Raw genomic sequence first — 21,997 nt, forward strand, 5'->3', positions numbered from 1 at the left:
AGAACCTAATGTTTCATGATGCAGGCTGGAGCGATCAGGATCGGCCGCGTCTGCACCTGCGGTGTCTGGGGCGCGTACTGGATCAGTTCCATCAGGTCGTTGCGGAAGATCACCTGTCCTGGCGTGCAAGCCGGATCCTCGCCGATCCGATAGCCTTCGGGTGCCGGATCGCGCTGGCCGGTCATCGTCTTCAGCGCGTCATGGGCGAAATGCGCCGCTTGCCCGGTCAGGTTGCGGCCCAAGATCCTTACGGTCTCTTCGATGATCTCGGGATTGAGTAGTGGAGAGTTCGACGGCGACAGCACGTCGAGCGTCTGACGGGCCAGGAAGCGCGTGCGGTCGGCATCCTCGGGCCGCAGGCCTCGCGTCGGTTCGGTGGCATGATCCACCAATCATGTACGGAGGAACCCTGTTGCCAGAGCTGGAACGGAAAGGTCCGACAGCCGCGATGGGTGAAGCGCTTGTCATATGGTTTCGGCGGGAAGGACGAGACCGAGGAAATCGAGGCCGCCGTCCGGTCCAGGCCGGTCGATGTGATCGCCGCTCTGGGGTCCTTCGGCCAGCGCCAGCACCCGCAAGCCGCGCCGATAAGGACGTGGATCAGCAGGTTGTGGACCTGTCGCGCGAAGCGCAGCAGCAGACCGCGCGTTTGCCGGGCAGCCGATTGGCTCCGTGGTCCGCCAGCCGGCGCGCAGCTTTGTCCGTTGTCAGTCCGGCAGCCGTTGGGTTCAACGCGGCAAGGCATCGTCGGCTGGTCTTGCATGGGCGTCGGTCAGGCGCATGTCATACGCGCCGTATAGCCGCCGTCGATGACAATCTCAGCACCGGTGACGAACTTCGCCTCGCCCCTGACATCCACCGCCCAGAAGGCAGCCTTGTGCCCTGCGGTCGTCGGCTCGGCAGCCAGGTCTCGGCCCTCGGTCTCCAGCATGTCGAGGATGGCGACCTTCGCGCCCTACTCGGCCATCCGCTGCACGCAGGCGCGGCCGATGCCGACGGCGCCTCCGGTCACGATGGCGGTCTTGCCTGCAAGTCGGTTCGTTGGGTTCGTCCTCCGGTTATCACGTGGTTGATCGGTTCACCATGTCGCCCGGCCTTCGGCCGCAATCTCGGGGAACTCGGTGCGTTCTTCTCCGGCGGCGCCGCAGAGCAGCTCCACCGCGCGGTCGGCGGCATCCTGGAACGGCTCAAGCACCAGATCGGCGCCCGCGCCGAGCATTACCTCGGTGTCGCCCACGCTGTGCGAGGCCGTCGCGATCTGGCCCGTGAACCCAGCGGCGCGCACCAGCTGGATCAGCGTTCTGCGGGTGTCCTCGTGGCTCAGGCCGGTGGGATGAATCGGCACGGTCGACACCATCCACTCCGCTCCTCGAAACGGCAGCTCGGCCACGAGTTCCGGATCACTCGCATCACCGAAATCCGCGTCGAGCCCGAGAGCGCGCCAGCGCCGTACTGCCTCCGGGTTGAAATCTACGCCAAGTACAGGGATCCCCCGTTTCTTCAGCCGCAGGCCGACGGCGGTCCCGAAGCGACCCAGGCCGAAGAGGATGACCTTGTAGCCGCTCGCCGCGTGCGCGCCGGCTTCGGAGGGCTCCCGCGGCGTACCCTTACGCTCGAAAACGCCGAGCAGCGGCTCGAAGAGCACATACAGCCGTTGCGAGTAGGTGATCATGTAGGTCGAGGCCGCGATGGTCACGAGGCCGACCATCGCGACGAGCCCGAGCGCATCGTCGGTCACATGCCCCAGCGACACGCCCATGGCGACAAAGATCAAGGAAAACTCACTGATCTGCGCCACCGTGAGCCCGGCCAGAAACGAGGTGCGCTTGCGGTAACCCATTGAGCCCATGATCGCGAGTACGATCAGCGGGTTCCCGACCAGTACGAAGAGCGAGAAGACCACGGCGCCGATCACATGTGTGCCCAGAAGCGACAGGTCCAGCGTCGCACCAAGCGCGATGAAAAAGAACAGGAGGAGGAAATCGCGCAGCGGCGCCAGCCGGGCGGCGATGGTTTCGCGGTAGGGGGTCGAGGCGAGCGCCACACCCGCCATCAGGCCTCCCACCTCCTTGCCCAGACCGACGACATCGCCGATGGCGGCGAACATCGAGGCCAGTGCGATCGCGAATATCACCAGAAGCTCGGGTGCGCGGGCTAACCGCTCGGTCAGCGGAGTAGCGAGATAGCGTACGAAGAGGACCACCGCCGCGACCATCGCGACGCCCGACGCCAGCACCGTAACGATTGAGCCACCCCCCCGGCCGCCATGATCGGGCGCGCCAATGCCGATGGCGGACAGAACGATCATCGCCAGCACCACTACGAGATCCTGCACGATCAGAAACCCCAGGGCGATTTGGCCATGTAGCGCGTCGATCTCGCGCTTGTCTGATAGGAGCTTGACGATGATGATCGTGGAGGAAAACGTCAGCGCCACCGTGACATAGATGCTGGTGACGTGCTCAAGCCCGAGGCTGAGGCCGATGAGATAGCCGAAGAACGCGGTGAACGCGACCTGACCGAGCCCGGTGATTACAGAGACCACACCCAGCGATCGGATCAGTTTCACGTCCAGCTTGATGCCGACAAGAAACAGCAGCACGGCGATCCCGAGTTCCGACAGCAGAGCGATCTGGGCATCCGAGCGCACGACGTCCAGCGCCGACGGTCCGGCGAATAGCCCGACCACGATGAAGCTGACAATCAGAGGCTGTCGCAACAGAACGCCGAACAGACCGAATACAGCGGCCATGACAAGCAGCGTGGCGATCTCCGCGAACGGCGAATGAAGCAAGGTTTCGATCATTCCCCGTGCTCTTCGTCGAGGTCATCCTTCTTACGGGACGCGCTGGCCTCCGGTACTGACGCTCGCGTACGAGTTTCATGACGGCACAAGAAGCGGCTCAGGTCGCTATCGGCCACCCGCCAGCCCTTACCTATGGTGATCGCACGTAGCTCACCGGTTTTGATCCAGCCGCGGACAGTAGCCTCGCTGACCATAAGTCGATCGGCGATCTCCTTGACTGTTTGGTATTGCTCGCGCGCCATCGTGAATGATCGTTCAGCTTGGTTTGGTGCAGAATACCGGAAATCGCCTCAGTTCACTTGATACAGATCAAGTCGAAGATGTTTGTTCTATGCTTGTATCAGGTACGCGATCGCCTGCTGGCGAAGAAGGGAACGACATGAAGCGGATCATGCTGGCCACCGATTTCTCCGAAAGATCGGACCGTGCGCTTCGGCGTGCGACACTGCTCGCCCATCGGTCTGGCGCCTCGGTATTGATCCTCAATGTCGTCGACGATGATCAACCGTCTCGGGTCATCAACAGCGAGCGTAAGGTGGCGGCGGCCCTCCTGGGGGAATTGCAGGGGACAATGCGAAGCGTCGATGGCGTTTCGTGCGAGACCCGTGTTGAAATTGCCGATCCATTTGTCGGGATCGCGCAGGTCGCCGAGGAGGAACGCCCGGACCTTCTCGTTCTTGGGCCGCATCGACGGCAAACACTACGGGATGTTTTCGTGGGAACGACGGCGGAACGAACGATCCGATCCGTCAGCTGCCCGGTACTCATGGTAAATGCGCCGCCGATGGGGAGCTATCGTCACGTTCTGGTCGCGACGGACCTGTCCGATGCAGCGATGAAGATGGCCAAGAGTTTTATCGCGTTGGGCATAACCGGCACGGCGCTCACGTCCTTCGGACATGTCTACCAGACGCCCGGCGAACGTCTGGCCATGAGCCATACCGTGCCGGTGGACGACCGAGAGGCTTATCTCGAAGAGATGCGGAAGGAGGCCGAAAGTGATCTCGCAGGCTTCGTGAAGACACTCGGCTCTAGCTCGGAGCGCCAATACGTCCGTCGCGGATTGCATGCGCCGGCAGAGGAGATCTTGACCCTCGCGAGAGAGGAAGCGGCTGATCTCGTTGTTGTCGGAACACTCGGTAGAAGCGGCCTTGCGAAATTCTTCCTTGGCAGCGTGGCAGAGGCCGTACTCCGTGCCGCTGATCGGGATATACTCGCGATTCCGCCAGAATCTACAGCTGGAATGGCCACCTAACCGCCTTGCGGCCATGTGAGGCACACCGATTGGCGGCGTCAATAATGTGGGGCGGGCAAGCGCTCTGACGTATGTGCCATAGCCGCAGACCGGAGGGCGTTGCCTCGCAAATGCCTGGAGGAGGACGCCATATCGGTCCGGTGCTCGGCGCAAACGACACTTCCAAACAGGAGAAACAAGCGATGCGAAAGATTCTTGTGTGTTCCGACCTTTCCGACCGCTCGCACCATGCGCTCGTGCGGGCTGCTCAGCTGGTGCGGAACCACTCTGCATCGCTAATAATCTGCTCAATCGTGGATGATGACTTGCCGCCAAAGATGGTCGACACGTTAAAGCGTGAGACCGCTGAAGGCTTGACCCAGGCATGTAGATCTCTTGGGCATGACGATGCCGAAATCGTTGTGGAGGTTGGAGAGCCGGTCGCCGCCATTATGGCCATCGCGTCCCGGGTCGATGCTGACATGCTCGTGCTCGGCACACACCGTCATCGCCCGCTCTGGGACCTCATCTACGGAACAACAATGGAGAGACTCGTGCATGCAAGCCGCCTGCCGGTTCTCCTCGTACCCAATCCTGTAACAGCAGCATATTCGCGTGTTTTGGCAGGGGTCGATTTCTCTCCGGCAAGCGAAGCCGCGTTGAGGTTGGCCAACCTCATCGCTGCGTCTGCAAAATTTACGACGTTCCATGCCGTGAATGTCCCCGCGCCGGGCTGGTTCGGGGGAGCGAGCGATTCCGATGAAATCCGATCGTTGACAAAGGAAGCCGAGAATCAGCTTTCGGCTTGGTGGCAGGAGCGGGAACTCCCCGAAGAGATAGCTCGTCCTGTTGTCATCCCGAAATCGTTGCCCGAAGCCTTTCGAGAGATGAGATACGAGGTGAAGCCGGATTTGGTTGCGATCGGCGCGCATGGGCGTTCCGGATTCATGCAAGGCTCGCTGGGGAGCTTCACCGAGGCGATCATCCGCTGGCAGTTCTGCGACGTCTTGGTCGTCAGAGCTTGATATATGGCCCGGACGGTCCTGCCGCGGCGTCATTGCGCCTGAGTGCGGGAATGGTCGGAATGTATTTCTGTTGTTGGTCCTGTCTTGAACGACCGGTTCGGCGATCCGCGCTGCCACGCAGAACGTGGGATGCCGTAGCCGCGAACGCGCCATCAAACATTCTGCACTGGCATTGGAAGAACTTCTAACGACCGAAAGGTCCCGCACTGCGGACGCTTGCGACCGTCGCACCGAGAGATCGTGTCGGTACGGACAGCCCGACGCGGGCCGCGGCATCGCACGGGAAGGGCGCACACGAAGGGTGCTGTCGACCAAGGCGGGCAGGACCAGGTCAGGGAGAGAGCCGCTTGCGCGCCGCCTCCACCGCGAAGTCGATGAAGAGCCGCACCTTGGTGTCCTGCAGCCGCCGGTGCGGGTAGAGGCAACCGAAGAGCGCGGGGGGCGGGGGCGTGTCGGGCAGCACCTCCACCAGCGCGCCGCTGGCGAGGTGGGCGGCGACGTCGAAACGGGGCTTCATGGCGATGCCGTGGCCGGAGAGCGCCCAGTCGGTGAGGATGTCGCCGTCGTCGGCGTCGAAGCGTCCCGACACCTCCAGCTTGCGCGGTCCCTCCGGCGTGTCCAGCACCCAGAAGTACTCGGGCGAGCGCGGGTAGCGCAGGAGGAGGCAATTGTGCCGGCTGGAGAGCAGGTCGTCCGGCGCGTGCGGCGTGCCGTGCGCGGCGAGGTAGGAGGGCGCGGCGACCAGCACGCGGGGGCAATCCGCGATCTTGCGCATGGTCAGCGTCGAATCGCGTGGATTGCCGAGGAAGAAGGCGACGTCCAGTTCCTCGCCCAGGATGTCGACGCGCCGGTCCGACAGGCGCATGCGCACCTCGGTCTGCGGGTAGGCGTCGGTGAAGTCCGGCACCATGGGGCCGATCAGGCGCCGCCCGATGCCGAGGGGCGCGGTCACCCGGATCGCGCCGCGCGGCGCGTTCGAGAAATTCGCCACCGCCGCCTCGGCCCGGTCGAGCCGGTCGAGCACCGCCTTGGTTTCCTCGTAGAACACGCGCCCGACCTCCGTCGGGGTGAGCGAGCGCGTGGTACGGTTGAAGAGCCGCACGCCGAGTTTCTGTTCGAGCTCCTTGATCCGCTTGCTGGCCACCGCCGGGGTCAGCCGCAGGTCGCGGCCGCCCGAGGTGATGCTACCAAGCTCCACCACGCGGGCGAAGACGCGCAGGCTTTCGACATACGGCATCGGCGATCCTCCTGTGCAGAAGAGAGCAGGGACCGGCGGGATTATCAACGTCCCGTTGAAAGTATTTGCCGACTGGCGCTGTTATCGGAAGGGGTCGTTCGCCGCTAGGGTGGCTGGCAGATCACAACGCGATGGGGAGAGCCATGGAGCATCGCACAGCCATCCGTTTCCTGCTGAACGATCAGGAGATGACGCTCGACGGGGTCGGCGCGTCCGACACGCTGCTCGATCACTTGCGCCTTGCGCGGCGCCTGACCGGGACCAAGGAGGGTTGCGCCGAGGGCGATTGCGGCGCCTGCACGGTGCTGGTGGGCCGGCTTCAGGACGGCGCGCTGCGCTACGAGACGGTGAACGCCTGCATCCGCTTCCTGGCCACGCTCGACGGTTGCCACGTGGTGACGGTGGAGCACCTGTCGCCGCGCGGCGGGGCACTTCACCCGGTTCAGCAGGCGATGGTGGATCATCACGGCAGCCAGTGCGGGTTCTGCACGCCGGGCATCGTCATGTCGCTCTACGCGCTCTGGATGCAGTCGCCGCGCCCGACGGCCGAGGAGGTGGAAACTGCGCTTCAGGGCAACCTTTGCCGCTGCACCGGCTACGCGCCGATCCTGCGCGCGGCGCAGGCGATCCAGTCCTACGGCACGCCCCAGAACGATCCGATCGCGACCGAGCGGACCCGGATCGTCGAGCGGCTGCGCGCCATGCGCGACGGCCGGCGGGTCGTGAGCGGGCCTGAGGGCAACCGCGCGATCCTGCCGGCGGACGTGGACGACCTCGCCGACGTGCTGGCGGAGGCGCCCGGGGCGACTGTGGTCGCGGGGGCGACGGATGTCGGGCTGTGGGTGACGAAGTTCCTGCGGCCCATCAGCCACGGGGTGTTCATCGGCCATCTGGACGGGCTGAAGCGCGTCGAGATCACCGAGGACGCCGTGGAGATCGGCGCCGGAGTCAGTTATTCCGGGCTGGAGCCGGTGATCGCGGAGCATTTCCCGCATCTGGCGCCCTATTGGCGGCGCATCGCCGGTTGGCAGGTGCGCAACATGGGCACGATCGGCGGCAACATCGCCAACGGCTCGCCGATCGGGGACACGCCCTGTGTGCTGATCGCGCTGGGCGCCACGGTGACGCTGCGGCGCGGAGCGGCGCGTCGGACGATCCCGCTCCGGGATTTCTTCATCGACTACGGAGAGCAGGACCGCGCGCCGGGAGAGTTCGTGGAAGGGGTCCGCGTGCCGCGCCCCGAAGCGGGGCAGATCGACGCCGCCTACAAGGTGTCCAAGCGGCGCGACGAGGACATTTCCGCGCTCGCCGCCGGGATCAGCGTAACGGTCCGCGACGGGGTGATCGCCTCGGCCCGCATCGCCTTCGGCGGCATGGCGGCGACGCCGCGCCGGGCGCAAGCGGCCGAGGCCGCGCTGATCGGCCAGCCCTTCGGGGAGGCCGCCTTCGAGGCGGCGGCGCGGGCGCTGGCGGGCGATTACGACCCGCTCACCGACTGGCGTGCCTCGGCGGAGTACCGGCGGCTTGCGGCGCAGAATCTACTCCGCCGCTTCCATCTCGAACATGCGGGCGTGGCCCGCGTGCGGCTCAGCGCCTGAAGGGAGGGAACGATGACCGACATGAAGACCATCCGCGCGCCGATCCGCGGCGCCGTCCACACCGGGCTCGCCCATGACAGCGCGGCGAACCACGTCACCGGCCGGGCGAGCTATACCGACGACATCCCCGAGCCCGTGGGCACGCTGCACGCCTATCTCGGGGTGTCGAACATCGCGCACGGGCGCATCCTGTCGATGGATCTCGCGGCGGTGCGCGCGGCGCCGGGCGTCGTCGCGGTGCTGACAGCGGACGACATCCCCGGAGAGAACGACGTGAGCCCGACGGGCAAGCGCGACGACCCGGTCTTTCCCGCGGATCTGATCGAGTACCACGGTCAGCCGCTCTTCGCCGTGGTGGCCGAAAGCCGCGACTTTGCCCGCCGCGCCGCCGCGAAGGCGGAGGTGGAGGTGGCGCCGCTCGCCCATGCGCTCGACCCCGAGGCGGCGATCGCGGCCGGCTATCCGCATGTGACGGCGCCGTTGACGCTGGCGCGCGGCGAGGTGGAGACCGGGCGCGACGGGGCCCCTCACCGGATCGCCGGCAAGGTGAGGATCGGTGGGCAGGATCACATGTACCTCGAGGGGCAGATCTCCTTCGCGGTGCCGGGGGAGGACGAGACGGTTACCGTTCATTGTTCCACCCAGCATCCGAGCGAGGCGCAGCACATGGTCGCTCATGTGCTCGGGGTGCCGTCGAACGCGGTCAACGTCCAGGTGCGGCGCATGGGCGGGGGGTTCGGCGGCAAGGAAAGCCAGATGAACCTGTTCGCGGCGGTGGCGGCGCTGGCGGCGAAAAAGCTCGACCGGCCGGTGAAGATCCGCCCCGATCGCGACCAGGACATGACCGCGACCGGCAAGCGGCACGATTTCGTCGTCGATTACGACGTGGCCTTCGACGAGGCGGGCGTGATCGCGGCGGTCGAGGGCAGTTTCGCGGCGCGCTGCGGCTTTTCGGCGGACCTGTCTGGGCCGGTCACCGACCGCGCGCTGTTCCATGCCGACAACGCCTATTTCTATCCCCATGTGCGGCTGCAAAGCCGGCCGATGAAGACCAACACGGTGTCGAATACCGCCTTCCGGGGCTTCGGCGGCCCGCAGGGCGTCGTTGCCGCCGAGCGCATGATCGAGGAGATCGCCTATGCGCTGGGGCGCGACCCGCTCGATATCCGCAAGGCCAACTTCTATCGCGAGGGGCGCGACCTGACGCCGTACCATCAGCAGGTCACCGACAACGTGATCCTGCGGCTGGTGGAAGAGCTGGAAGAGCGGTCGGAGTACCGCGCGCGCCGGAAGCAGATCGAGGCGTTCAACCGCGACAGCCCGGTGATCCGGCGCGGTATCGCGCTGACGCCGGTGAAGTTCGGCATCTCCTTCACCGCGACGCATTTCAACCAGGCCGGCGCGCTGATTCATGTCTATAACGACGGGTCGATCCACCTGAACCACGGCGGCACGGAGATGGGGCAGGGCCTCAACACCAAGGTCGCGCAGGTGGTGGCGGATGCCTTCCAGGTGGATATCGACACCATCCGCATCACCGCCACGACGACCGAGAAGGTGCCGAACACCTCGGCCACGGCGGCGTCCTCGGGGTCGGACCTCAACGGTATGGCGGCGCTTGACGCGGCCGAGCAGATCAAGGCGCGGCTCGTCGCCTTCGCCTGCGAGAGCCGCGGCGTTGCGGCGGACGCGGTGCGGTTCCTGCCGAACGCCGTGGCGGTCGGCGAAGAGGTGATCCCCTTCGCCGAATTCGTGAAATCGGCCTACATGGCGCGGGTGCAGCTGTCGGCGGCGGGGTTCTACAAGACGCCCGACATCCACTGGGATCGCTCCAGCGGCACCGGGCGGCCGTTCTACTACTACGCCTACGGCGCGGCGTGCTCGGAGGTGGAGATCGACACGCTGACCGGCGAATACCGGGTGCTGCGCGCGGATCTTCTGCACGACGTGGGCCGGTCGCTGAACCCTGATATTGATCGCGGGCAGGTGGAGGGCGCGTTCATCCAAGGGATGGGCTGGCTCACCACCGAGGAGCTGTGGTGGGATGAAAAGGGGCGCCTCCGGACGCACGCGCCGTCGACCTACAAGATCCCGCTCGCCTCGGATGCGCCGCGCGTCTTCAACGTCGATCTGGTGAGCTGGAACGCCAATGCCGAGCGCACCATCAAGCGGTCGAAGGCGGTGGGCGAGCCGCCCTTCATGCTCGGAATCTCGGTGCTGGAGGCGCTGTCTATGGCGGTGGCGAGCGTGGACGACTACCGCACCTGCCCGCGCCTCGACACCCCGGCGACGCCGGAGCGCGTGCTGATGGCGGTCGACCGGCTGCAGCGGGGGGCGGTATGACCGGCCTCGGCGCCTTTCTCGACCGGCACGGCGCGGTGATCCGCGTGGCGCTGAGCCGCGTGCGCGGCTCGTCCCCGCGCGAGGCGGGGGCGGAGATGTTCGTCGCCGCGGAGGGGATGCACGGCACCATCGGCGGCGGTCGGCTGGAATACATGGCCGTCGCGCGGGCGCGCGAGATGCTGACCGAGGGCACCCTGCGCGAGGTCATGGACCTGCCGCTCGGCCCCGAGATCGGCCAGTGCTGCGGCGGGCGCGTGGAGGTGACGCTGGCCCGGATGGGCCGGACGGACCGCCGTGCGGCGCTGGAGCGGGCCGGCGCCGCCGAGGCCGCGCTGCCCGAGGTGCTGATCTTCGGCGCGGGTCATGTCGGCCGGGCCCTCGCGGACCTCATGCAGCACATGCCGGTTCGCGCGGTGCTGATCGACCCGCGCGGCGAGGAGTTGGGCCGCTGCGCCGCGCGCGTGGAAACCCGCCTTGCCGCGATCCCCGAGGCCGACGTCGCGACCGCCGCGCCCGGCGCTGCCTTCATCGTTGCCACGCACGACCACGGGCTCGATTTCCTGGTGACCGACGCGGCGCTGGCGCGCGGGGATGCCGCCTATGTGGGCCTGATCGGATCGAAGACCAAGCGCGCGAAGCTGGATCGCTTCGTGCGCGATCACGGCGCGGCCGCGGATACGACAAGGCTGACCTGTCCGATCGCCGCCGGCCCCAGCCGCGACAAGCGCCCCGAGATCATTGCCGCCTGCGTCACAGCCGAGGTGATGACGGCGCTCACCACCCACGACGCGGCCCGCGCGCCGCGCGCCCACACCCCATGCGCCCGCATGGACACGCAAGGCGCTGAGGTCCGGGAGGGCCCGCGCGGCTGAGACGCCGCCGGGAAGGGACCGCACGCGCCGTCACCCAAGGGAGGAACCCCGACATGGAGACGGGACACTACACCTACCGGCTGTTTTCACGCAGCGACTTCAGCGCCTTCTGGGCGCTCTTCACAGACAACCTCGTCAACCTGATCGTGTTGTCGGGGATCTGCCGTTTCGTCTTCGGCATGCCGGGCGAGATCGTTTTCGGCCGCATCCTGCCGGGCGCGGCGGTGGCGATCATCGCCGGCGTCGCGGTCTATGTCTGGCTAGCCCGCCGCACCGCCGAGCACACGGGCCGCGACGTGACGGCGCTGCCCTACGGCATCTCGACGCCGGTGATGTTCGTCTACCTCTTCGGGGTGATCGGACCGATCTACTGGGCGACCGAGGATCCGGTGCTGGCCTGGCAGGTCGGTATCGGCGCGGGCTTCATCGGCGGCATCGTCGCCGGGCTGGGCGCGCTGGTGGGTCCGTGGCTGAAGCGCGTGACGCCGCGAGCGGGGATGCTCGGCACGCTCTGCGGTATCGCGCTGGTGTTCATCGGGACGGTGCCGCTCGCCACGGTTTTCGAGGACCCGTATGTCGGTTTCGCCTCGATGATCATCATCCTCTGGGGCCTCGTTGGGCGCTTCCGGTTGCCGGGCAACGTGCCGGCGGGCCTTCTGGCGCTGGTCGCGGGCACGGCGGTCGCGCTGGCGCTCGGCAAGGCGGAGATCGACACGTCGAACGTGGGCCTCTACCTGCCGATGCCGTATCTCGGCGACCTCGTTGCCGGCATTCAGCACCTCTTTGCCAATCCCGAGTTGTTCCTCGTGCTGGTGCCGGTGCAGATCTACAACTTCATCGAGACCATGAACAACGTGGAGAGCGCCGAGGCCGTGGGCGACAGCTACCCGGTGGGGCTCTGCCAGGTGACGGACGGGGCGGGGACGATGATCGGCGCGCTCTTCGGCTCGCCCTTCCCGACGACCGCCTATATCGGCCATCCGGCCTACAAGCGGATGGGGGCGCATGCGGGCTACGTGATCGGCATGGGCACCGTCATCCCGCTGGCGGCCTTCACCGGGCTCCTGGCCTTCCTCAACGGGCTGATCCCGGCGGCGGCGGCCGCGCCGGTGCTCGTATTCGTGGCGCTCAGCCTCATCACCAACACCGCGCAATCGGTGAAGCCGGCGCATATCGCCGCCGTGACCATCGCGATGATGCCGCATATCTCGAGCTTCCTCGTCACCAAGTGGAACTCGATGATGGCCGCGCTGGGGGCGAGCGGGGTGGAGGGTCTGCCGGCGCTGGGCGATGCCGGCCTGACGGCGGAGCTGCTGACGCAGGGCGCGCATTACCAGGGGCATCTGCTGCTGAGCCAGGGGGCGATCCTGACAGGCCTGATCTGGGGTGCGATCGTCGCCGACGTGATCGACGGGCGGTTCCGCGCCGCGGCGGGCTTTGCCTTCGCCGCCTCGGTGATGTCGGCCTTCGGAGTGATCCATGCCGCCAGCCTGCAATGGCCGACGCCGACGCCGGTGGCGCTGGGCTACCTGATGGCGGCGGCGTTCCTGGCGATCTACCCGGTCCTGCACCGCGACGAGACGCGCGGGCGCGAGGCCGAGCCGGCCGGCCTGCAACCCGGCGAGTGAGCAAACGCGCGGGGGATGTCTGCCCCCGCGCCAACCCCGAGGCAAGAGACATGATGACCCCGACCGACCAGATCATCCGAGGCCGCATCCTGAGCTTCCGGCACCGGCCCGAGGGCCCCGAGGATACCGGCGCCTATACCTATCTCGAGGACGGCGCGCTGGCGCTGGCGGGCGGGCACATCTCTGCCTGCGGGACATGGGACGAGGTGCGCGCCGGGGCGCCGGCCGCCCCTGTCACCGACCACCGGCCGCACCTGATCCTGCCGGGCTTCGTCGACACGCATATCCATTTCCCGCAGATCGAGATGATCGCGTCCTGGGGCGCGCAGCTGCTCGACTGGCTGAACAGCTACACGTTTCCGGCCGAGCTGCGATACGACGATTCCGAGCACGCGGCGGCGATGGCGCGGGCGTTCCACGATCTGCTGCTGTCGCACGGCACGACCACGGCAGTCGCCTTCTGCTCGGTCCATCCCGGCTCGGCCGAGGCGTATTTCGCGGAAGCCGCGCGGCGCAACATGCGGATGCTCGGCGGCAAGGTGATGATGGACCGGAACGCGCCGGAGGGTCTGACCGACACCGCGCAGCGGGGCTACGACGAGAGCCGCGCGCTGATCGAGCGCTGGCACGGGACGGGTCGGGTCGGCTATGCCATCTCGCCGCGCTTCGCGCTGACCTCGACGCCGGCGCAGCTGGAGGCGGCGGGGGCGCTGGCGGCGGAGTTCCCGGACTGCCCGATCCAGACGCACCTGTCGGAGAATCACGGCGAGATCGAAGCGACCCGCGCGCTGTTTCCCGAGGCGCCCGATTACCTTGGCGTTTACGAACGCTACGGGCTCGTGCGGGAGAATACTTTGCTGGGTCACGCGATCCACCTGGAGCCGCGCGAGATCGGCGCGATGGCCGAGCGGAGGGCCAAGCCGGTTTTCTGCCCGACCTCGAACCTCTTTCTGGGCAGCGGGCTCTTCGATGACGCGGGGCTGCGGGGGTGCGGGATCGTGCCGGGGATCGCCACGGATGTCGGCGCGGGCACGAGCTATTCGATGCTGGCGACGCTGGCGGAGGCGTACAAGATCCTGCAGCTTCGGGGCCAGGCGCTGCACCCGCTCGCCGCGTTCGACTGGATCACCCGCGGCAATGCCGAGGTGCTGGGCCTCTCGGACCGGATCGGCACGCTGGCGCCCGGGAGCGAGGCGGATCTCGTCGTGCTCGATTCCACCGCGACGCCGGCGATGGCCTTGCGCGTGTCGCGGGCGGAGACGTTGGCGGAAGAGCTCTTCGCGCTGCAGATCCTCGGCGACGACCGTGCGGTCGCAGAGGTCTACGTCGCCGGTGCGGCGCAGCTTGACCGTGCGGCGGCGCAGGGCCGGGACGAGACCCGCGCCCTGCAACCGGCCTGAGACGCTCTCAGGACAGCAGCCCGCGCGCGGCGAGGTTCTTCATCAGCGCGCGGGTTCCGAAGGTCCATTCCGGCGCTTCGGTCGACAGGCGCACGACGTTGCGCAGTGCGCCGAGGCCGGGCGCGGAGATCGTCACCACGTCGCCCTGCTTGTGGGTGAAGCCTTCGCCGGGGACGTCGCGATCCTCCGTCGGGGCGAAGAGCGTGCCGAGATAGAGCACCACGCCGTCGGGATACTGGTGGTGCCGCCCGAGGGTCTGGGCGACAAGATCCTCGGGATCGCGGCTTATCTCGGACATGGAGGAATGGCCGGTGAGGGTGTAGCCGTCCTCCCCTTCCACCAGCAGCGTCAGCTCGGCCCGGCGCACGTCGTCGAGGCCCCATCCGTCGTCGAACAACCGGATCATCGGGCCGATGGCGCTGGAGGCGTTGTTGTCCTTGGCCTTGCTGAGCAGGAGCGCCGAGCGCCCTTCTAGGTCGCGCAGGTTCACGTCGTTGCCGAGCGTCGCGCCGAGGATGCGGCCGGCCGACGAGACTGCGAGCACGATCTCGGGCTCGGGGTTGTTCCAGGTGGAGACGGGCAGGAGACCGATATCGGCGCCCGGCCCGACAGAGGCCATCGGGGGGCACTTGGAGAAGACCTCCGCATCCGGGCCGATGCCGACCTCCAGGTATTGCGACCAGAGTCCCTCGGCCTGGAGCGCGCGCTTGACCTCTGCCGCCTCGGGCGATCCGGCGCGCAGATCGCGCAGGCTGTCGCCGATCGCCGCGCCGATGCGGGCGCGGACGGCTTCGGCGCGGGTCGGATCGCCGGCGGCCTGTTCCTCGATCACACGTTCCACCATGGAGCGCGCGAAGGTGACGCCGGCCGCCTTGACCGCCTGCAGATCGCAGGGGGCCAGAAGGTGCAGGTTCCGCCGATCGCAGGGATTGGCTGCGATCTCGTCCAGCGGGCCGAGCGCCTCGCCCGGGGCGCCGCGTACATGCGCGGCCGGGTCCGGCAGGTCGAGCACGTCGCTTACCGTGGGTGCCGTGGCGCTGGTGATGTCGGTCAGGGTGCCGTCCCGCAGCGTGACCACGGCGGGCCCCGCAACATCCGGCCGCCAGCAGCGGCCCAGCCAGAGCCCCTCGGGCGCGTCGATCAAATCCATGTCTGCTCCTTTTTTCGGCCCCGTGCCGTCATTCCGCCGCCGCGGCGCCGCGGCCGATCTCTTGATGATGGCGCGACAGGCCCGTCGTCAGCGGAAACAGCGTGGCCTGCAGCGCGTGGTAGATGTCGGGCTTGCCCGCGAACTGGTGCGCGACGGGCTGGCATGTCGCGTCGATCTCCGGGTGCCAGCCGCCGTGGACGGGATCGACGAAGCAGCTCTCGGCAAAACGCCAGAGGCGGCGATACCAGAGCTCGTCCGTCGTTCCGTCGCCGAGCTTGATCAGCGCGGCGAGCGCGCCGATGCCTTCGGTCACGGGCCACCAGTAGCGGTCGGCGATCGCCACGTCGTTGCCGCCCAGATGCAGGGTGTAGACCATCCCGCCATCGGTGCGCCAGCCGTCCCAGAGCGCGGTCTCGATCAGCTTGCGCGCCCGGTCCGGCGCGCCGTTGTCGGGGCGGCCCTCAAGGTCCCAGTGCTCGAGGATCAGCCGGCCGAGTTCGAGGCTGTGGCCCGGCGTGGTGCCGGCGGGGCGGAACATCGGATCGCCCGAATAGTCCGGGTCGACCTGCCAGTCGGCATCGTAGTGTTCCGGCAGGCGCCAGTCGTGATCCGGGGCGATTTCCTCGGTGAAGAAGCTGAGGATGCGGCCGGCGCGGTCGAGCCAGCAGCGCTCTCCCGTCGCGATATGGGCGGCGAGCATCGCCTCCACCCCGTGCATGTTGGCGTTCATGCCGCGGTAGTCCGACAGAGAGGACCAGTCGCGGGAGTATTCCTCGCAAAGGAGGCCGCGCGCGTCGTCCCAAAAGCGGGTGTCGAGCACTTCGGCGATGTCTGCCAGAAGCGCGTCGGCATCGGGGTGATCGGCGGCCTTCGCGCTCGAGGCCGCCAGCAGCACGAACACGTGGCCGTAGGCGAGTTTCGGGCCGTCGCGCGGCCCCTCCGCATCGGCCCACCAGACATAGCCGCCGTGGGCGTCGTCGCGGTGCCAGGTGCGCAGCGCGGACATGCCGGCGTCGATCATCCGGTCCGCCTCGTCGTGGCCGAAGGCCTGGCCGAGCGCGTAGGAATGGACGAGTCGCGCGGTCGTGTGCAGCTCCTGCCCGTTCCGGGGCAGGGGGGAGCCGTCGGTGTCGAGCGCGTCGAAGCCGCCATCCGCGCGCAGGCTCTGGTCGAATAACGCCAGTTGGCGTTCGGCATCGGCGGCGAGCCAGGCCCGGTGCGCCCGGTCGCGCAGCCAGGAAACGGAATTGTCGGTCGTGCCGAGCGGCAGGTCGGTCATGCGGGACCTCCTTCGGATCGGGAGCGATGGCCGTGACGTAGCCCGTCCCCGGCGCAATGCACAGGGGGGCGGTCAGGGCAGATGGAACACCTCTTCCATCGGCGCCCACCATTCGCCCTCCGCCCGGCTGTCGAGCGGGCGCTGCATCGGCCCGCAAATCGCCCACCATTCCCGCGTGACGGGATCGGCGGCGATGGCGGCGCTGTCGGCCTCGAAATCGCTCCCGAGATATTCCCAGTAGGAGAAAAGGAGGTTCTCCGGCTCGCGCAGGAAGATCGAGTAATTGGTGATATTGGAGGCGCGCAGCCGGTTCAGAACGCCATCCCACGCCGCGGCGTGGAGGCGCTTGTATTCTGGGATGGACTCGGGGTCGATGCCGATGACGAGGCCCATGCGCTGCATGTTTTTGCTGTCCTTTCTAGGGTGTCAGGCGCCGAGGCCGTAGAACCGGGCGGCGGCGCCGCCGAAGAGCGCGGTGCGTTCGGGCCCCGAAAGCGGCTCGGCCAGCGTCTGCGCGGCGGCGAGCCAGCCGGCGTAATCGCCTGCAAGCTCCAGCACCGGCCAGTCGCTGCCCCACATCACCCGGCCCGTGCCGAAGGTGCCGACGACATGCTCGAAGACCGGGCGCAACGTGTCCGCCGACCAGCCGGGGCCGTATTCGTTGGCAAGGCCCGACAGCTTGCAGGCGATCTGGCCATGCGCGGCGAGCGCGGTCATGCCCTGCCGCCAGTCGCCCCCGGGATCGGTGCCGTCGAAAACCGGCTTGGCGCAATGGTCGATCACCAGTGGAAGATCGGGGATCTCGCGCGCGAGCCGGTCGATGACCGGCAGGTGCCGTGGGGTGATGAGGGCGTCCATGCGGAGGCCCGCGGCGGCAAGTTTGCGCAGGCCGTCCAGCACCGCGGGGCGCAGGACCCATTCGGTCTCTTCGATATCCTGGAGCATGGGGCGGATGCCGCGCAAGGCCGGGTGGGCGATGCGCTCAAGCTGTGCGTCCACGTCGCCTTCGAGGTCGATCCAGCCGACGACGCCCTTCACCAGCGGGGTTTCCTCGGCGAGGCCCAGCATGAACAGCGTCTCGTCGGTGGTCGGCGCGGCCTGCACGAGGATGGTGCCGCCGACACCCGCAGCCTCGGTCAGCGGCGCAAGGTCGGCGGGCAGGATGTCCCGGCGGATTTCGGCGACGCTGTCGTTCATCCACGAATAGTCGCCGCGCGAGATGCGCCAGAAGTGCTGATGCGCGTCGATGATCACTGCTTGCCCCCTCTCAGGTGGATGTGTTCTTTATGATAGTGAACTGTAGGGAGAGGGTCGAACGCATGTCAACCACACCGATCCGGCGGGCGGAGCGTGCCCGCGCATCGCAGGGAGGGGCCGCATGAAAACGCGCACGATCGGCCGCACCGGCGTCGAAGTGACAGAGGTCGCCTTCGGCTGCGCGAGCATCGGCAACCTTTATCGCGCGGTGGACGAGGCGGACGCGCAGGCGGTGCTTCAGGCCGCCTGGGACGCCGGCATCCGCTATTTCGACACCGCGCCGCATTACGGGCGCGGGCTGTCCGAGGCGCGGCTCGGCCGGTTCCTGTCGGGGCGGACGGGCTACGCGCTGTCGACCAAGGTCGGGCGCGTCCTGTCGCCAGCCGCCGCGCCCATCGAAGAGGCCGACGGCTACGTCCAGCCGGCGCAGAACGATGTGCGCTACGACTACTCAGGCGACGGCATCGAAGAGAGCCTGGAGCAGAGCTTCGAGCGGGTCGGCGCGACGCGCGCGGACATCGTCTATGTCCATGACATCGGCGAATACACCCACGGCGCGGACAATGCCGGTCACATGGAGGCGTTCTTCGGCTCGGGCTACGAGCGGCTCGTGCGGCTGAAGGAAGAGGGGCGGATCGGCGCCTTCGGGCTGGGTGTGAACGAATGCCAGGTGTGCCTCGACGTTATGGACCACGGGGCCATCGACGCGATCCTGCTGGCCGGGCGGCTGACGCTGCTGGACCGCTCGGCAGAGGCCGAACTGGTGCCGCGCTGCCTGTCGGAGGGCACGAGCCTGGTGCTCGGCGGGGTGTTCAACTCCGGCATCCTCGCGACCGGGCCGGTCGAGGGCGCGACCTACGATTACGGACCCGCGCCCGAGGACGTGCGCGCCCGCGTGGCGGAGCTGCAATCGCGCGCCGAGGCGCACGGGCTGAAGCTGCCGACCGCCGCGCTGCACTTCGCGCGGGACCATCCGGCGGCGGCCTCGGTGCTGCTGGGCACCGCCAAAGCGTCGAGCCTGACCCGTAACCTGTCTGCTTTGGCTGAGGAAATCCCCGGAGAGGCGCGCGCCGCGCTAGCCTAGCTCGTGGTGGCGCAGGGACGACAGCAGCGTCGTCTTGGAGGTCCTGAGATGGCGGCGCGCGGCCTCGCGCGCCGCGTCTGCATCGCGCGCCTCGAGCGCGTCGATGATGGCCAGATGCTCGGCGATGGCGGCGGCGTTGCGGTCCTTCTCCTCGGTCTTGTCCCACAGGTAGTGGTAGTGGAAGATCAGCGAGATGACCTTCTGGAATTCCTCGATGAAGCGGTTGCGGACGACCGAGTTGATCGTCTTGTGAAAGGTCTCGTCGAGCTTGGAGAAGGCGTGAAAGTCGCTGTCGATCCGGGCCGCGAGGTCGAGATGCTCGGCCCGGAGCGCTTCCAGCCGGGGCCAGATCGGGTGATCGACGGGGGCCTCGGCGGCCTGTTCGACGGCGTTCAGCTCGAGCACCGCGCGGAAATCCGACAGCTCCACCGCGAAGTCGCGGGTGAAGCCGCGCAGCATCCAGCCCCCCTGCCGCCGCCGCGCCACGAGGCCGAAGCGGCTGAGCCCGGCGAGGAATTCCTTCAGCTCGTGCTGCGGCACGCCGAAGGTGCGCGACAGCTCGGCCACCGATAGCGGCGTGTCCGCCGGCACGTCGAAGCGCAGCACCCAGTCGAGGAAGCGCTGTTCGAGGTCGGCGGTCGATACGCGGCTGTCGGCAAGCTCCACCCGGTCGGCGTCTGTGGGCCGGCGCAGCAGCCGCTTCTCGCGCCCGTCCCACGAGATGACCTTGCGTTCTTCGAGGCGGGAGAGGCAGCGGCGGATCACCGTGCGGCTGACATTGGCGATCTCGCCCAGTTCGGTCTCGGCGGGGACGGAGGCGCCGACGGGCAGGGTGCCGCAGAAGTCCAGAAGGCGGTTGTAGGCCTGCCTGTATCGCGTGTCGCTTCGGGCCAATGCGCTGCCTTTCCTTCCCCTCGCGCCTCTGGAGGGGGCGCGATGTCTGTTTCAAATTAAAAAAAACTGTTGACCGTCCGCAAGCGCGTTCGTAACAGTTTTTAATAATAAAGCGCAGACGGTCAGGGAGGATGCGCCATGTCAGATACGAGCAAGCCCGCGGAGGGGCTCGGCCCGTCCTTTCCGGGAAGTGCGGGGTTCGCCGCCCTGCAGAAGCTTTCGGCGGTGCTGACGCTTTTCCTGCTGGTGATCGGCTTCTCGCTGGCCAGTCCCGCCTTCTTCTCGGTCAACAACGGGCTGACGATCCTGCTGCAGACGGCGGTGATCGGGCTTCTGGGGATCGGCATGACCATGGTCATCATCACCGGCGGTATCGACCTGTCGGTTGGATCGGTGCTGGCGCTGTCTGGCGTGGTGTCGGGCTTTGCGGTCAAGGCCGGGCTGCCGGTGGTGCCGGCGATGACGCTGGGCGTCGCGGCGGGCGCGGCCTGCGGCGCCTTCAACGGCTTCGTCATCACGCGGATGCGGATTCCGCCCTTCGTGGCGACACTGGGCATGATGCTGATCGCGCGCGGGCTGGCACTGCAACTGACGGGGGCGACGCCGATCTCGGGGCTCGGGGACGCGTTCGGCACGCTTGGCAACGGTGCGCTTTTCCGGGTGGTGGAGATGCGCGAGAACGGCTTTCCCAACGTGATCTTCCCCGGCATTCCCTATCCGGCGATCCTGCTTCTGATCGTGGCCATCGGCGCGGCCTACCTGTTGCGCCGCCGCCAGATCGGCCGGCACATCTACGCCACCGGATCGAACCAGGAGGCCGCGCGCCTGTCGGGTGTGCGCGTGGATCGCACGAAGCTCTATGCCTACACCATGTCGGGCGCGCTCGCCGGTCTTGCGGGCAACGTGCTGATGTCGCGGCTGGTGACGGCGCAGCCCTCCGAAGGGGTGATGTACGAACTTGACGCCATCGCCGCGGCGGTGATCGGCGGCGCGTCACTGTCGGGCGGGGTGGGCTCCATCTCGGGCACGATGATCGGCGCGTTCATCATCGGCATCCTGCGCAACGGGCTCAACATGGCGGGGGTCTCCGCCTTCATCCAGCAGATCGTGATCGGCCTCGTCGTCATCGGCGCGGTGTGGATCGACCAGATGCGCAACCGGCCGTGAAGGCCGGGGCGTGAACGTGAACCCACGTGTTCAAGGGAGGAAGACAAATGACATTTCTGAAATACGGGATTGCCGCCTCGGCGCTCGCCCTCAGCGCGGGCATGGTGCAGGCGGGCGAGATCGCGGTGATCGTGAAGACCACGAACTCCAATTTCTGGCAGAACGTGAACAAGGGCGCGCAGGCCGCCATCGAGGGCCAGTCCGAGCATACCATGAGCTTTGACGGACCCGCCGCCGAAAGCGCCATCGCCGACGAGGTGAACCTTGTCGAGAACGCCATCAACCGCGGCGTCGCGGGCATCGTGCTGGCGCCGTCCGACCCCGAGGCGCTGGTGCCGGTGGTCAAGCGCGCCTACGAATCCGCCATTCCGGTGGTGATCGTCGACAGCATGCTCGCCGACGGGGCGGAGGAGTACTACCAGGCCTTCCTGTCGACCGACAACTGCGCCGCCGGCGAACAGGTCGCCGAGCGCATGATCGAGGAGGCCGGCACCGAGGGCAAGGTCGCGATCATGTCCTATGTCGCGGGCGTCGGGTCGGAGATCGGGCGCGTCGGCTGCTTCCAGGACTACCTGGCCGAAAACTCCGAGCTGGAGGTCGTCGGCCCGTATTATTCGCAGAGCCAGATGGCGACCGCGCTCAACCAGACGACGGACGTGCTGTCGGCCAATCCCGACCTCGTCGGCATCTTCGGCGCGAACGAGCCGACCGCCGTCGGCATGGGCCGGGCGATCGTGCAGGCGGGCAAGGCCGGGCAGCTCGTCGCGCTGGGCTTCGACGGCAACGAGGACCTGCAGAATTTCGTCCGCGACGGCGTGCTGAACGCGATCGCGGTGCAGGGCTCCTTCGCGATGGGCGAGACGGGGGTGAACACCGTGATCGACATCCTGAGCGGCGAGACGGTCGATGACTTCATCAACACCGGTGTCGTGATGGTCGATCAGGACAACATCGACTCGGACGAGGCGCAGAACGTCCTCTACTGATCCGTGTCCCGGGGGCCGGTGCGCCGGCCCCCGCGTT

At 67.5% G+C, this 21,997-nt stretch carries 21 protein-coding genes; 10 read left to right on the top strand and 11 right to left on the bottom strand.

Translation table 11 applies throughout. The annotated features are described in order from the left end of the window. Nucleotides 1-5 precede the first annotated feature (5 nt). From F3H57_RS22490 to F3H57_RS06735, 5 genes are all read right to left on the bottom strand, one after another. Nucleotides 6-389, bottom strand: a complete 384-nt coding sequence (locus F3H57_RS22490) for a hypothetical protein (protein WP_223162991.1) — start codon at nucleotides 387-389, stop codon at nucleotides 6-8. Nucleotides 390-600: 211 nt separating this feature from the next. Then, nucleotides 601-732, bottom strand: a complete 132-nt coding sequence (locus tag F3H57_RS22955) for a cation-transporting P-type ATPase (RefSeq protein ID WP_223162992.1) — start codon at nucleotides 730-732, stop codon at nucleotides 601-603. Nucleotides 733-772: 40 nt separating this feature from the next. Continuing rightward, nucleotides 773-931: a hypothetical protein gene (locus F3H57_RS22115; protein ID WP_188129618.1), complete on the bottom strand. Its 159-nt coding sequence runs from the start codon at nucleotides 929-931 to the stop codon at nucleotides 773-775. Nucleotides 932-1,078: 147 nt separating this feature from the next. Beyond that, the gene (locus F3H57_RS06730) at nucleotides 1,079-2,806 is read right to left on the bottom strand and encodes a cation:proton antiporter (protein ID WP_149755123.1); all 1,728 of its coding nucleotides are present in this window, start codon (nucleotides 2,804-2,806) and stop codon (nucleotides 1,079-1,081) included. After that, nucleotides 2,803-3,048, bottom strand: a complete 246-nt coding sequence (locus F3H57_RS06735) for a helix-turn-helix domain-containing protein (protein ID WP_149755124.1) — start codon at nucleotides 3,046-3,048, stop codon at nucleotides 2,803-2,805. The genes F3H57_RS06730 and F3H57_RS06735 overlap by 4 nt, the downstream gene beginning before the upstream one ends. A 137-nt stretch (nucleotides 3,049-3,185) precedes the next feature. On the opposite strand from F3H57_RS06735, the gene F3H57_RS06740 reads away from it, so the two are divergent. Both F3H57_RS06740 and F3H57_RS06745 read left to right on the top strand, forming a co-directional pair. Further along, nucleotides 3,186-4,061: a universal stress protein gene (locus tag F3H57_RS06740; RefSeq protein ID WP_149755125.1), complete on the top strand. Its 876-nt coding sequence runs from the start codon at nucleotides 3,186-3,188 to the stop codon at nucleotides 4,059-4,061. Between the two features lie 182 nt (nucleotides 4,062-4,243). Continuing rightward, nucleotides 4,244-5,065, top strand: a complete 822-nt coding sequence (locus F3H57_RS06745; protein WP_188129619.1) for a universal stress protein — start codon at nucleotides 4,244-4,246, stop codon at nucleotides 5,063-5,065. A gap of 331 nt (nucleotides 5,066-5,396) precedes the next feature. Here F3H57_RS06745 and F3H57_RS06750 read toward each other — a convergent pair whose 3' ends face one another. Further along, nucleotides 5,397-6,302 carry a LysR family transcriptional regulator gene (locus F3H57_RS06750; protein ID WP_149755127.1) on the bottom strand — a complete coding sequence of 302 codons (906 nt, stop codon included), beginning with the start codon at nucleotides 6,300-6,302 and terminating at the stop codon, nucleotides 5,397-5,399. Between the two features lie 143 nt (nucleotides 6,303-6,445). On the opposite strand from F3H57_RS06750, the gene xdhA reads away from it, so the two are divergent. Genes xdhA through guaD form a run of 5 tightly spaced genes read left to right on the top strand, consistent with a single transcriptional unit; the run spans nucleotide 6,446 to nucleotide 14,143 of the window. Beyond that, complete coding sequence (gene xdhA / locus F3H57_RS06755; RefSeq protein ID WP_149755128.1) at nucleotides 6,446-7,900, top strand: xanthine dehydrogenase small subunit; 1,455 nt, start codon at nucleotides 6,446-6,448, stop codon at nucleotides 7,898-7,900. A 12-nt stretch (nucleotides 7,901-7,912) separates the two neighbouring features. After that, the gene (gene xdhB / locus F3H57_RS06760; protein WP_149755129.1) at nucleotides 7,913-10,243 is read left to right on the top strand and encodes a xanthine dehydrogenase molybdopterin binding subunit; all 2,331 of its coding nucleotides are present in this window, start codon (nucleotides 7,913-7,915) and stop codon (nucleotides 10,241-10,243) included. Further along, nucleotides 10,240-11,115, top strand: coding sequence for a xanthine dehydrogenase accessory protein XdhC (xdhC, locus tag F3H57_RS06765; protein ID WP_149755130.1), 876 nt, complete (start codon nucleotides 10,240-10,242; stop codon nucleotides 11,113-11,115). Before xdhB ends, xdhC begins: the two co-directional genes overlap by 4 nt. A gap of 53 nt (nucleotides 11,116-11,168) precedes the next feature. Further along, nucleotides 11,169-12,743 carry a permease family protein gene (locus tag F3H57_RS06770; RefSeq protein WP_149755131.1) on the top strand — a complete coding sequence of 525 codons (1,575 nt, stop codon included), beginning with the start codon at nucleotides 11,169-11,171 and terminating at the stop codon, nucleotides 12,741-12,743. A 50-nt stretch (nucleotides 12,744-12,793) separates the two neighbouring features. Further along, nucleotides 12,794-14,143, top strand: a complete 1,350-nt coding sequence (gene guaD, locus F3H57_RS06775) for a guanine deaminase (protein ID WP_394349822.1) — start codon at nucleotides 12,794-12,796, stop codon at nucleotides 14,141-14,143. 7 nt (nucleotides 14,144-14,150) lie between these two features. On the opposite strand, the gene F3H57_RS06780 is transcribed toward guaD, so the two are convergent. From F3H57_RS06780 to F3H57_RS06795, 4 genes are all read right to left on the bottom strand, one after another. Continuing rightward, nucleotides 14,151-15,293, bottom strand: a complete 1,143-nt coding sequence (locus F3H57_RS06780) for a fumarylacetoacetate hydrolase family protein (protein WP_149755132.1) — start codon at nucleotides 15,291-15,293, stop codon at nucleotides 14,151-14,153. A gap of 28 nt (nucleotides 15,294-15,321) precedes the next feature. After that, nucleotides 15,322-16,572 (bottom strand): AGE family epimerase/isomerase, encoded by a 1,251-nt coding sequence (locus F3H57_RS06785; RefSeq protein ID WP_149755133.1) that lies wholly within the window; start codon nucleotides 16,570-16,572, stop codon nucleotides 15,322-15,324. Nucleotides 16,573-16,644: 72 nt separating this feature from the next. Continuing rightward, nucleotides 16,645-16,974: an L-rhamnose mutarotase gene (locus F3H57_RS06790; protein ID WP_149755134.1), complete on the bottom strand. Its 330-nt coding sequence runs from the start codon at nucleotides 16,972-16,974 to the stop codon at nucleotides 16,645-16,647. 24 nt (nucleotides 16,975-16,998) lie between these two features. Then, the gene (locus tag F3H57_RS06795; RefSeq protein WP_149755135.1) at nucleotides 16,999-17,826 is read right to left on the bottom strand and encodes an amidohydrolase family protein; all 828 of its coding nucleotides are present in this window, start codon (nucleotides 17,824-17,826) and stop codon (nucleotides 16,999-17,001) included. A gap of 124 nt (nucleotides 17,827-17,950) precedes the next feature. On the opposite strand from F3H57_RS06795, the gene F3H57_RS06800 reads away from it, so the two are divergent. After that, the gene (locus F3H57_RS06800; protein WP_149755136.1) at nucleotides 17,951-18,913 is read left to right on the top strand and encodes an aldo/keto reductase; all 963 of its coding nucleotides are present in this window, start codon (nucleotides 17,951-17,953) and stop codon (nucleotides 18,911-18,913) included. Here F3H57_RS06800 and F3H57_RS06805 read toward each other — a convergent pair. After that, nucleotides 18,905-19,807, bottom strand: a complete 903-nt coding sequence (locus F3H57_RS06805) for a GntR family transcriptional regulator (RefSeq protein ID WP_149755137.1) — start codon at nucleotides 19,805-19,807, stop codon at nucleotides 18,905-18,907. The genes F3H57_RS06800 and F3H57_RS06805 overlap by 9 nt on opposite strands. Nucleotides 19,808-19,945: 138 nt before the next feature. On the opposite strand from F3H57_RS06805, the gene F3H57_RS06810 reads away from it, so the two are divergent. Beyond that, nucleotides 19,946-20,974: an ABC transporter permease gene (locus F3H57_RS06810; RefSeq protein WP_149755138.1), complete on the top strand. Its 1,029-nt coding sequence runs from the start codon at nucleotides 19,946-19,948 to the stop codon at nucleotides 20,972-20,974. Nucleotides 20,975-21,021: 47 nt separating this feature from the next. Beyond that, nucleotides 21,022-21,960: an ABC transporter substrate-binding protein gene (locus F3H57_RS06815; RefSeq protein WP_149755139.1), complete on the top strand. Its 939-nt coding sequence runs from the start codon at nucleotides 21,022-21,024 to the stop codon at nucleotides 21,958-21,960. Nucleotides 21,961-21,997 lie beyond the last annotated feature (37 nt).

The organism is Roseivivax sediminis (assembly GCF_900112685.1).
Classification (GTDB): Bacteria; Pseudomonadota; Alphaproteobacteria; order Rhodobacterales; family Rhodobacteraceae; genus Roseivivax; species Roseivivax sediminis.

Excerpts from the sequence above, each read along its gene's own strand:
- F3H57_RS06810 (WP_149755138.1), top strand. The coding sequence starts at position 19,946 with ATGTCAGATACGAGCAAGCCCGCGGAGGGGCTCGGCCCGTCCTTTCCG.
- F3H57_RS06730 (WP_149755123.1), bottom strand. The coding sequence starts at position 2,806 with ATGATCGAAACCTTGCTTCATTCGCCGTTCGCGGAGATCGCCACGCTG.
- F3H57_RS06740 (WP_149755125.1), top strand. The coding sequence starts at position 3,186 with ATGAAGCGGATCATGCTGGCCACCGATTTCTCCGAAAGATCGGACCGT.
- xdhA (WP_149755128.1), top strand. The coding sequence starts at position 6,446 with ATGGAGCATCGCACAGCCATCCGTTTCCTGCTGAACGATCAGGAGATG.
- xdhC (WP_149755130.1), top strand. The coding sequence starts at position 10,240 with ATGACCGGCCTCGGCGCCTTTCTCGACCGGCACGGCGCGGTGATCCGC.
- F3H57_RS06770 (WP_149755131.1), top strand. The coding sequence starts at position 11,169 with ATGGAGACGGGACACTACACCTACCGGCTGTTTTCACGCAGCGACTTC.
- F3H57_RS06745 (WP_188129619.1), top strand. The coding sequence starts at position 4,244 with ATGCGAAAGATTCTTGTGTGTTCCGACCTTTCCGACCGCTCGCACCAT.
- guaD (WP_394349822.1), top strand. The coding sequence starts at position 12,794 with ATGATGACCCCGACCGACCAGATCATCCGAGGCCGCATCCTGAGCTTC.
- F3H57_RS22115 (WP_188129618.1), bottom strand. The coding sequence starts at position 931 with ATGCTGGAGACCGAGGGCCGAGACCTGGCTGCCGAGCCGACGACCGCA.
- F3H57_RS06800 (WP_149755136.1), top strand. The coding sequence starts at position 17,951 with ATGAAAACGCGCACGATCGGCCGCACCGGCGTCGAAGTGACAGAGGTC.
- F3H57_RS06750 (WP_149755127.1), bottom strand. The coding sequence starts at position 6,302 with ATGCCGTATGTCGAAAGCCTGCGCGTCTTCGCCCGCGTGGTGGAGCTT.
- F3H57_RS06780 (WP_149755132.1), bottom strand. The coding sequence starts at position 15,293 with ATGGATTTGATCGACGCGCCCGAGGGGCTCTGGCTGGGCCGCTGCTGG.
- xdhB (WP_149755129.1), top strand. The coding sequence starts at position 7,913 with ATGACCGACATGAAGACCATCCGCGCGCCGATCCGCGGCGCCGTCCAC.
- F3H57_RS06790 (WP_149755134.1), bottom strand. The coding sequence starts at position 16,974 with ATGCAGCGCATGGGCCTCGTCATCGGCATCGACCCCGAGTCCATCCCA.
- F3H57_RS06815 (WP_149755139.1), top strand. The coding sequence starts at position 21,022 with ATGACATTTCTGAAATACGGGATTGCCGCCTCGGCGCTCGCCCTCAGC.
- F3H57_RS06735 (WP_149755124.1), bottom strand. The coding sequence starts at position 3,048 with ATGGCGCGCGAGCAATACCAAACAGTCAAGGAGATCGCCGATCGACTT.
- F3H57_RS06785 (WP_149755133.1), bottom strand. The coding sequence starts at position 16,572 with ATGACCGACCTGCCGCTCGGCACGACCGACAATTCCGTTTCCTGGCTG.